The sequence below is a fragment of the Arthrobacter sp. Y3223164 genome, from assembly GCF_059091005.1.
This window is the reverse complement of sequence record NZ_JBNHGF010000109.1, coordinates 1-7,691: the sequence shown is the minus strand read 5'-3', so window position 1 is coordinate 7,691 and position 7,691 is coordinate 1. Positions and strand designations below refer to the sequence as shown.

9 protein-coding genes and 1 tRNA gene are annotated in these 7,691 nt (G+C 67.7%); 8 read left to right on the top strand and 2 right to left on the bottom strand.

Going from position 1 to position 7,691, the window contains the following annotated elements; genetic code table 11:
- From AC5RUJ_RS07755 to AC5RUJ_RS07745, 3 genes are all read left to right on the top strand, one after another.
- Positions 1-302, top strand: a 302-nt coding sequence (locus AC5RUJ_RS07755; RefSeq protein ID WP_494155732.1) for a hypothetical protein, incomplete at its 5' end; no start/stop codon positions are given.
- 95 nt (positions 303-397) lie between these two features.
- Positions 398-479 (top strand) — tRNA-Tyr (locus tag AC5RUJ_RS07750).
- Between the two features lie 177 nt (positions 480-656).
- Positions 657-1,730 carry a lipid II:glycine glycyltransferase FemX gene (locus tag AC5RUJ_RS07745; RefSeq protein ID WP_494128828.1) on the top strand — a complete coding sequence of 358 codons (1,074 nt, stop codon included), beginning with the start codon at positions 657-659 and terminating at the stop codon, positions 1,728-1,730.
- Between the two features lie 74 nt (positions 1,731-1,804).
- Here AC5RUJ_RS07745 and AC5RUJ_RS07740 read toward each other — a convergent pair whose 3' ends face one another.
- Positions 1,805-2,212, bottom strand: a complete 408-nt coding sequence (locus AC5RUJ_RS07740) for a hypothetical protein (protein WP_494012769.1) — start codon at positions 2,210-2,212, stop codon at positions 1,805-1,807.
- A 163-nt stretch (positions 2,213-2,375) separates the two neighbouring features.
- Here AC5RUJ_RS07740 and AC5RUJ_RS07735 point away from each other — a divergent pair, with 163 nt between their 5' ends.
- Positions 2,376-2,765, top strand: a complete 390-nt coding sequence (locus AC5RUJ_RS07735) for a thioredoxin family protein (RefSeq protein ID WP_494128829.1) — start codon at positions 2,376-2,378, stop codon at positions 2,763-2,765.
- 103 nt (positions 2,766-2,868) lie between these two features.
- On the opposite strand, the gene AC5RUJ_RS07730 is transcribed toward AC5RUJ_RS07735, so the two are convergent.
- The gene (locus AC5RUJ_RS07730; protein WP_494128830.1) at positions 2,869-3,846 is read right to left on the bottom strand and encodes a DNA-3-methyladenine glycosylase family protein; all 978 of its coding nucleotides are present in this window, start codon (positions 3,844-3,846) and stop codon (positions 2,869-2,871) included.
- Positions 3,847-4,023: 177 nt separating this feature from the next.
- On the opposite strand from AC5RUJ_RS07730, the gene AC5RUJ_RS07725 reads away from it, so the two are divergent.
- From AC5RUJ_RS07725 to AC5RUJ_RS07710, 4 genes are all read left to right on the top strand, one after another.
- Positions 4,024-5,400, top strand: a complete 1,377-nt coding sequence (locus AC5RUJ_RS07725; RefSeq protein ID WP_494128831.1) for a cystathionine beta-synthase — start codon at positions 4,024-4,026, stop codon at positions 5,398-5,400.
- 11 nt (positions 5,401-5,411) lie between these two features.
- Positions 5,412-6,572 (top strand): cystathionine gamma-synthase, encoded by a 1,161-nt coding sequence (locus tag AC5RUJ_RS07720; protein ID WP_494012766.1) that lies wholly within the window; start codon positions 5,412-5,414, stop codon positions 6,570-6,572.
- A gap of 79 nt (positions 6,573-6,651) precedes the next feature.
- Positions 6,652-7,104, top strand: coding sequence for a VOC family protein (locus AC5RUJ_RS07715; protein WP_494000545.1), 453 nt, complete (start codon positions 6,652-6,654; stop codon positions 7,102-7,104).
- Positions 7,105-7,134: 30 nt separating this feature from the next.
- On the top strand, positions 7,135-7,641 hold the full coding sequence (locus tag AC5RUJ_RS07710; RefSeq protein ID WP_494155731.1) for an MOSC domain-containing protein: 507 nt from the start codon (positions 7,135-7,137) through the stop codon (positions 7,639-7,641).
- The last annotated feature ends 50 nt before the right edge of the window (positions 7,642-7,691 follow it).

Below are 7,691 nucleotides of genomic sequence, written 5' to 3'. Positions count from 1 at the left end.
CGCCCGCCGCGGCGGCCGGCGCCGCGACGATGGTCCGTCGGGACACCCAAGAGTTGGAGCGTGAACTCCGCCAGGACCTCGCGGCCGGAGCCGTCTTCGATGGTGCCCCCGGCGATGGCGGGTCGGCAGGCCTGGCCGCCCCGCCCAGTGCCGTGGGGGAGAGGAATGGTTCCGGGCCCGCTGCCAGGTTGGACGGCATCCGCCGCGAGATGGATCAGGCGGTGCGGATGCAGCTGGTCACCGCGGAGCAGGCAGAGCGGTTCGTCGGGCAGATGGAGGAGCGGATCTCCCGGGGTTTGTAGACCCCGCGGAGCCCGATTCGATTCTTGGGCCGATCTTTGTGTAAAGTTGTCTTGCTTCCTCACGGGGAAGCGGTCTTCTTCTGAAGAAGGCGTTCGGCAGATTACCCGAGCGGCCAAAGGGGGCTGACTGTAAATCAGCTGGCATTGCCTACGGGGGTTCGAATCCCTCATCTGCCACCGAACGGGAAACCCCGTCCGACCACGTGAATCACTGGTCGGACGGGGTTTTTCCGTACCTGCCGCCCATGCCGGCCGCCGCTGGTGCACTCCCCGGCACGGGGTCGGGGCCGGCGTCGATAGACTTGACCGCGGATTTGACCGGCGGCGACCAGCTGCCACGACGAGGAGTTCTCTTTGCGACAATTCACCGCCCGCTTCGCGACGCCGGAGGAAATCGAGGCATGGGACAGCCATGTCACGGCCAATCCCAACGGCGGCAACATGCTCCAGGCCAAGGCCTACGCCCAGGTCAAGGCGGACCACGGGTGGAAGCCGCTGTACTTGGCGTATGAGACCCAGGACTACACCAGCTACAACCTGGTGCTGGAAAAGCACGTTCCGCTGCTGGGCAACTACTGGTACATGATCAAGGGCCCCGACGTCGCCTCGCCCGAGGACCTGCCGGGCATCTTCGAGGCCAACCGCAACTTCTGCCGGGAGCAGGCGCGCGGCGTCTTCGCGATCCGGATCGAGCCGGATGTCGAGGCCACGGACGAAACCCGCGCGCTTCTAGCGCGCGAGGGCCTGGTCAAGATGCCCGACCTGCAGCCGAACGACCACACCGCAATCGTCGACATCTCCCCGGAGCCGGACGTCGTCCTCAAGAGCTTCTCGTCCCGCGGGCGCAATGCCGTGCGCCGCGCCATCCGAGAGGGCGCCGAAGTGGTCACGGCCGAACCGACGGAAGAGAACTTCCGGGCGATGTTCAACCTGATGGGACAGGTGCAGCAGGGCCAGAAGAACGTGCAGGTCCGCTCTTTCGAGTACTTCAAGGCGTTCTGGGGCAACTTCATTGCCGCCGGGCAGGGCCGGCTGCTGTTCACGTACGAAGACGGCAAGCCGTCGGTGGGCGCGTTCGTGGTCAACTACGGACGCAAGGGCACCTACAAAGACGGCGGATCGCTGCCGCGCCGCAAGCAGTACGGCGACTCCCACCTGATCCAGTGGACGGCCATGAACCAGCTCAGGGAGCTGGGCATCACCAGTTACGACCTGTGCGGGACTCCGCCGTCGTCCGAACTGAAGAACCCCGAACATGAGTACTACGGCCTGGGCCTGTTCAAGACCAGCTTCACCAAGACCATCACCGACTTCGTCGGCTGCTATGACCAGGTGATCTCCCCGTTGAAGTACAAACTGTGGTCCGCTGCCGGGGAAAAGATCGCCCGCGGGCTCTACGTGCGCCGCCGAAACCAGCCCTTCTACTGAGCGGCGCCGCCGGCCCCAGCGCAGGCACCTCGCAACAGCGCGCCCAGCCCTGTAGCCGCCCGGACAGCGAGTGTTCAGGCCGCTTCGGCCAGCGGCAGCGGATGGATGTCCCAGAGGAAGCAGTACGTTTTCGGCCCGGAATGGTGCATCACGTTGTAGTACAGCCACTGCCAGGCAGTGGCGCCGTTATGGTCTGCCGGAGCAGGCGGACAGTCGGCTGGCGTGTACCACCGCCCTTCGCTCCAGATGCAGTGCAGGTCGCCCACGTAGGTGGCCGCCGGTCCGGCGCCGGGCCTGCCGTGCGGCAGCCCGATCCTGCCCTTCAGCGCGGCGCCCTCACCCACGGCGTACAGCTCGTTCCGTGACGGGTCGTGGGCAAACGGCAGGTGCTCCTCCAACTCGTCCATCACGGCGAGGCTCTTGGAAATGGCGGCGTCGAGTTCCAGTCCGTCGGTGACAATCAAGACGGTGAAGCGGTTCATGTCGAATCCTCCGGTCGCGGTTTCTGGTGGAATCGACCTTAGGGATTCGGCCACGGCGGCCGGTAGCCTCGGCGGGGGATTGTGGATAACGGCCGGGGCGCCGGCTCATGCGCTGAGCGAACAGGGGGCGACAGGCCGCAACCCCGCGCGTTAGCGTGGAGGTATGGCAACCATCGATATCACCGAGGCCCAGTTCCCGCAGACCATCGAAGAGAACGACATTGTGTTCGTTGACTTCTGGGCCGACTGGTGCGGCCCGTGCAAGCAGTTTGCCCCCGTCTACGATGCCGCGTCCAAGGAACACGGCGACATCGTCTTCGCCAAGGTGGACACCGAAGCCGAGCAGGGCCTGGCCGCCGCGGCCGGCATCACCTCGATTCCGACCCTCATGGCCTTCCGCGAAAAGGTGCTGGTGTTCTCCCAGCCCGGCGCCCTGAACTCCAGCCAGTTCGGGCAGTTGGTGGACGCGGTCAAGGGACTGGACATGCAGGAAGTCCACGCCCAGGTGGCCGCCCAGCAGCAGGCGGCGCAGGAGGCCCAGGCCTCCGAATAGCTACAACGGTCAGGACTCCAGAGGGGGCGGGGCGCATGCCCTGCTCCCTCTGGGTTTAAGGCGCGGGGTAGTTTTCCGGCGTTGGTGCGGCGTCAGAGCCGCGTTAGTGCCGGCGGTGGTCCTGCGGCGCCAGCCGCGGCCCGAAGGCGGGCTTGCGGAAACCGCTCAGCACCAGCATCCGCACCACCCGCTGGCGGTGGCCCCGCCACGGTTCCAGGAGCTCGAGCATGCCGGCGTCGTCCGTCTTGCGTCCGGTGAGGGCGTAGCCGACGAACGCCGCCAGATGGAAGTCGCCCACCGACACCGAGTCCGGATCCCCGTGCGTGCGCTGCGCGGTCTCGGCCGCGGTCCACGGTCCGATCCCCGGGACGGTGCACAGCTTGCGGGCCAGTTCTTCGCCGGCCGGCAGCGACGCCAGCCGTTCCAGGGCGCCGGCCGAGGAACAAACCCGCATGATGGTGCCCGAGCGCTTCGAGTCCACCCCCGCCCGGTGCCAGTCCCAGGACGGGATGCGCCGCCACCCCTGCGCCGTCGGCGGGACCATGAGCCCGCTCGGTGCGGGCCCCGGCGCCGGAGACCCGTGGCGGCGGACGAGGTATTTGTAGGAGTAGCGTGCCTCGATGGTCGTGATCTTCTGCTCCAGGATCACCGGCACGAGCGCATCGATCATCCGCCCGGTCGCCGGCAGCCGCAGCCCGGGGTGCCGCCGGCGGGGCTCACGCACCAGCCGGGGCAGGCCGGTATGGAAATCCGGGGTGTCGAACCCCGACCAGTCATCGTCCGCCCCCAGCAGCGCGGGGAGCCCGGCCAGCGCTTCCTCGGCACCCGGCCCCCAGGCCCGTCCCATGACGACGGCGGTGCCCCGGCTGCCGTCGTGCCCTCCCGGACCGCGGGTGAGGCGCAGGGTTGCCGCGCCGGAGGAGGTATTCAGCGTCAGCCAGGCACCGGCGTCGTCAATCCGGGCGGTGGGATCCTGCGTGCCGCGGGACAGGATGGACAGCGTTCCGCGCAGGTCATACGGCTCCGGAAACTCCACCAGTGCGGTGAGCCCGGTGCCGGGCGCGGTGGCGGTGGACAGCATGGATTAATCGTCCCACGCGCTCCGGACCGTTCTTTCACCCGGGCCTGTTCGGGCAAGACCCTTTTCGGGCAAGCAGCCGCGCAGGCGCGGCACACGGCGGCGGCAGGCGGGCCCCGGGCATGAACCCGTCTTACGCCGGATGTGCCCCCGGATACGCTGGCGGGTAGATTTGGGCCCATGAAATATGCCAATTCTGTTCTGGACCTGATCGGCAACACCCCGTTGGTCAAGCTGAACAAAGTGACCGAAGGTCTTGCCGCCACCGTCCTGGCGAAGGTGGAGTATTTCAACCCGGGCGGTTCGATCAAGGACCGCATCGCGGTGAAGATGATCGAAGAAGCCGAAAAGGACGGGCGGCTCAAGCCCGGCGGCACGGTCATCGAACCCACCAGCGGCAACACCGGGGTGGGCCTGGCCCTGGTGGCGCAGCAGAAGGGCTACAAGTCCATCTTCGTGACCCCGGACAAGGTGGGCCTGGAAAAGCGCGACGTGCTCAGGGCCTACGGCGCCGACGTCGTCGTCACCCCGACCTCCGTAGCGCCGGACAGCCCGGAGTCCTACTACGGCGTCTCCGACCGGCTGGTGACCGAGGTCGACGGCGGCTTCAAGCCGGACCAGTTCAACAACCCGGCCGCGCCGGCCAGCCACTACGAGTCCACCGGCCCGGAGATCTGGCGCGACACTGACGGCCGGGTGACCCACGTGGTGATCGGCGCCGGCACCGGCGGAACCATCACGGGAACCGGCCGCTACCTCAAGGAAATTTCCGCCGACCGCGCCGGCGGTCCCGTGAAGATCATCGGCGCCGACCCCGAGGGATCGGTCTACTCGGGTGGCAGCGGACGGCCATACTTCGTCGAGGGCGTCGGCGAGGACATGTGGCCGGACAACTACGACAAGTCGGTTCCGGACGAGGTGCTGGCCGTCAACGACGCCGAGGCCTTCGCGATGACCCGGCGGCTGGCCCAGGAAGAGGGACTGTTGGTCGGCGGTTCCTCCGGCATGGCAGTGGTGGCAGCGCTCAAGGTGGCCGAGGGGCTGGGGCCGGACGACATCGTGGTAGTGATCCTGCCGGACTCCGGACGCGGCTACCTGGGCAAGATCTTCAACGACGACTGGATGAAGTCCTACGGCTTTATCGCCGGCGGAGACGAAGCGACAGTGGGCGAGGTGATGCGGGGCAAGAGCGGCACGCTGCCGGACCTGGTCCACACCCATCCCTACGAGACTGTGCGCGACGTCATCGGGATCATGAACGAGTTCGGCGTCTCGACCCTGCCGGTGCTCTCGCAGGAGCCGCCGGTGGTCATGGGCGAGGTGGTCGGCGCAGTGAACGAACGCGAACTGACGGCCAAGCTGTTCAAGAACGAAGCGAAGCTGACAGACAAGGTCGGCGACCATCTGGGCGCGGCGATGCCGCTGGTCGGGGCGCTGGAACCGGTCTCGGCCGCCCGCGAGAAGCTGCAGGCGGTCGACGGCGTGCTGGTGACGTTGGCCGGTGCCCCGGTGGGCGTGCTGACCCGCCACGACCTGCTGTCCTACCTGACGAGCTGAAGGAGAGAAGAATGAGCGCAGAGAACACCCAGGGCTTCAACACCCGCGCCGTGCATGCCGGCCAGGTGCCGGACGAGGCCACCGGCGCGGTGGTGCCGGCGATCTACCAGTCTTCGACCTACGCGCAGGACGGCATCGGCGGGCTGCGCAACGGCTACGAATACGGCCGCGGCACCAACCCGACCCGCGATTCCCTGCAGGTGCAGCTGGCGGCGGTGGAGGGCGGCAAGCACGCCTTCTCCTTCGCCTCCGGGCTGGCAGCCGAAGATGCGCTGATCCGTGCCCTGCTGTCCCCGGGTGACCACATCGTGCTGGGCAACGACGCCTACGGCGGAACCTACCGGCTCATTGACCGCGTGCTCGGTGCCTGGGGGATCGGCCACACCGTGGTCGATATGTCCGACGAGTCGGCCGTGGCCGCCGCGGTCAACGAGCACAAGGCCCGGTTCCTCTGGGTAGAGACCCCGTCCAACCCGATGATGAAGGTCACCGACATCGCCGCCCTCGCCGAGCTGGCCCACGCCGCCGGCGCGCTGCTGGTCGTGGACAACACCTTCGCCTCTCCGTACCTGCAGAACCCGCTGGCCTTCGGCGCCGACGTCGTGGTGCATTCGACCACCAAGTACATCGGCGGACATTCGGACGTGATCGGCGGGGCCGTGGTGCTCAACGACGACGCGCTCGCCGAGAAGGTCGGTTTTGTGCAGTTCGCGGTGGGGGCCGTCTCCGCGCCGCTGGACGCTTTCCTTACCACCCGCGGGCTGAAGACGCTGGGCGTGCGGATGGACCGGCACTCGGCGAACGCCCAGGCCGTGGCCGAATGGCTGCAGGGCCGGGCCGAAGTCGAGGCGGTCTACTATCCTGGCCTGCCCGACCACCCCGGCCACGAGCTGGCCAAGAAACAGATGCGCGGCTTCGGCGGCATGGTCTCCGTTTCCTTCACGGGCGGCGAGGCGGCGGCCCGCAAGGTGGCCGAGTCCACCGAGGTGTTCACGCTGGCGGAATCGCTGGGCGGCATCGAGTCGCTGGTCAACTACCCTGCGGAGATGACCCATGCCTCGGTGAAGGGCACCGAACTGGCGGTGCCGGAGAACCTGATCCGGCTGTCGGTGGGCATCGAGGACATCGATGACCTGATCGCGGACCTGGAAAAGGCCTTCGGCCAGCTCTAGTCACCCATGGAGGCGGCGGTACCGGCAGGCCGGTCCGCCGCCTCTGGCGCGTCCGGGGCCGGAAGAGAATACTGTGTCCATGGATGCGAACAAGCAGTACCCTCCGGCCAGCGTCGTCGCCGGTCTGCAGTCGCGCAAGGCCCACGAACTGATCGAGTTCCTGACCGGGGCCATGGGATTCATCGAGCATGCACGGTTCGAGGAGCATGGCCTGGTGGTGCACGCCGAGTTGCTCTGGCCCGAGGGCGGGATGGTGATGGTCTCCAGCCACGCGGAGGGGACCCTGTGGGCCCGGGAACCCGGTTCGGCCCAGCTGAACGTCTACACCCGCGACCCGGACGGTGCGTACGAGCGCATGAAGGCGGCCGGGGCGTCGATCATCCGGGACCTGCAGGACACCGACTACGGCGACCGCGGCTTTGGCATCAACGACCCGGACGGAAATCTGTGGGCCATCGGAAAATACCGCGGGCAACCGCTGCCGGCCGACTCGGCCAAGGAACAGGACGTCAGCTACGAGGGCCACGCCTGAGCCAGCACCGGACGCACTTATGATTGCCCCATGAAATCCGGATCCCTGCTGGCCCTCTGCCGGCTGCACGCCTTGAAGCCCGATGCCAGCAAGGTGGGAATCACCGGGATCGACAAGCGCCCGCTCGACGGACGGGTGCCGGTCCACGCGATGGGGCTGCGCGCCGATGTCCAGGCGGATCGCAAAAACCACGGCGGAGAGCTCAAGGCCCTCTACGCCTATGCCCAGGAGGATGCCGACGCGTGGTCGGCCGAGCTCGGGCGCGACATAGCGCCGGGGCTGTTCGGCGAAAACCTGCGGACCACCGGCCTGGACGTCAGCGGAGCGCTGGTGGGGGAGCGGTGGCAGGTTGGCCCCGACGTCGTCGTCGAAGTGACGATGCCGCGGATACCCTGCGCCACCTTTGCCCGCCACATGGGCGAGCCCCGGTGGGCCAAGCGTTTCCTGCACAAGGGGTTGCCCGGCGCCTATCTCAAGGTCATCGCCACCGGGGGGCAGCCTGCACGCTCCCAACCTTGGGGAGAAGGTCAGTCATGACTCTGAACGCCGAAAGCCGCGCGGCCGCCGAGGCAGCGTCGGATCCCTGT

What these genes read in the sequence shown, in the direction of transcription:
- AC5RUJ_RS07715 (WP_494000545.1), top strand. Translation starts at nt 6,652, where the DNA reads ATGGATGCGAACAAGCAGTACCCTCCGGCCAGCGTCGTCGCCGGTCTG.
- AC5RUJ_RS07730 (WP_494128830.1), bottom strand. Translation starts at nt 3,846, where the DNA reads ATGCTGTCCACCGCCACCGCGCCCGGCACCGGGCTCACCGCACTGGTG.
- AC5RUJ_RS07710 (WP_494155731.1), top strand. Translation starts at nt 7,135, where the DNA reads ATGAAATCCGGATCCCTGCTGGCCCTCTGCCGGCTGCACGCCTTGAAG.
- AC5RUJ_RS07725 (WP_494128831.1), top strand. Translation starts at nt 4,024, where the DNA reads ATGAAATATGCCAATTCTGTTCTGGACCTGATCGGCAACACCCCGTTG.
- AC5RUJ_RS07735 (WP_494128829.1), top strand. Translation starts at nt 2,376, where the DNA reads ATGGCAACCATCGATATCACCGAGGCCCAGTTCCCGCAGACCATCGAA.
- AC5RUJ_RS07740 (WP_494012769.1), bottom strand. Translation starts at nt 2,212, where the DNA reads ATGAACCGCTTCACCGTCTTGATTGTCACCGACGGACTGGAACTCGAC.
- AC5RUJ_RS07720 (WP_494012766.1), top strand. Translation starts at nt 5,412, where the DNA reads ATGAGCGCAGAGAACACCCAGGGCTTCAACACCCGCGCCGTGCATGCC.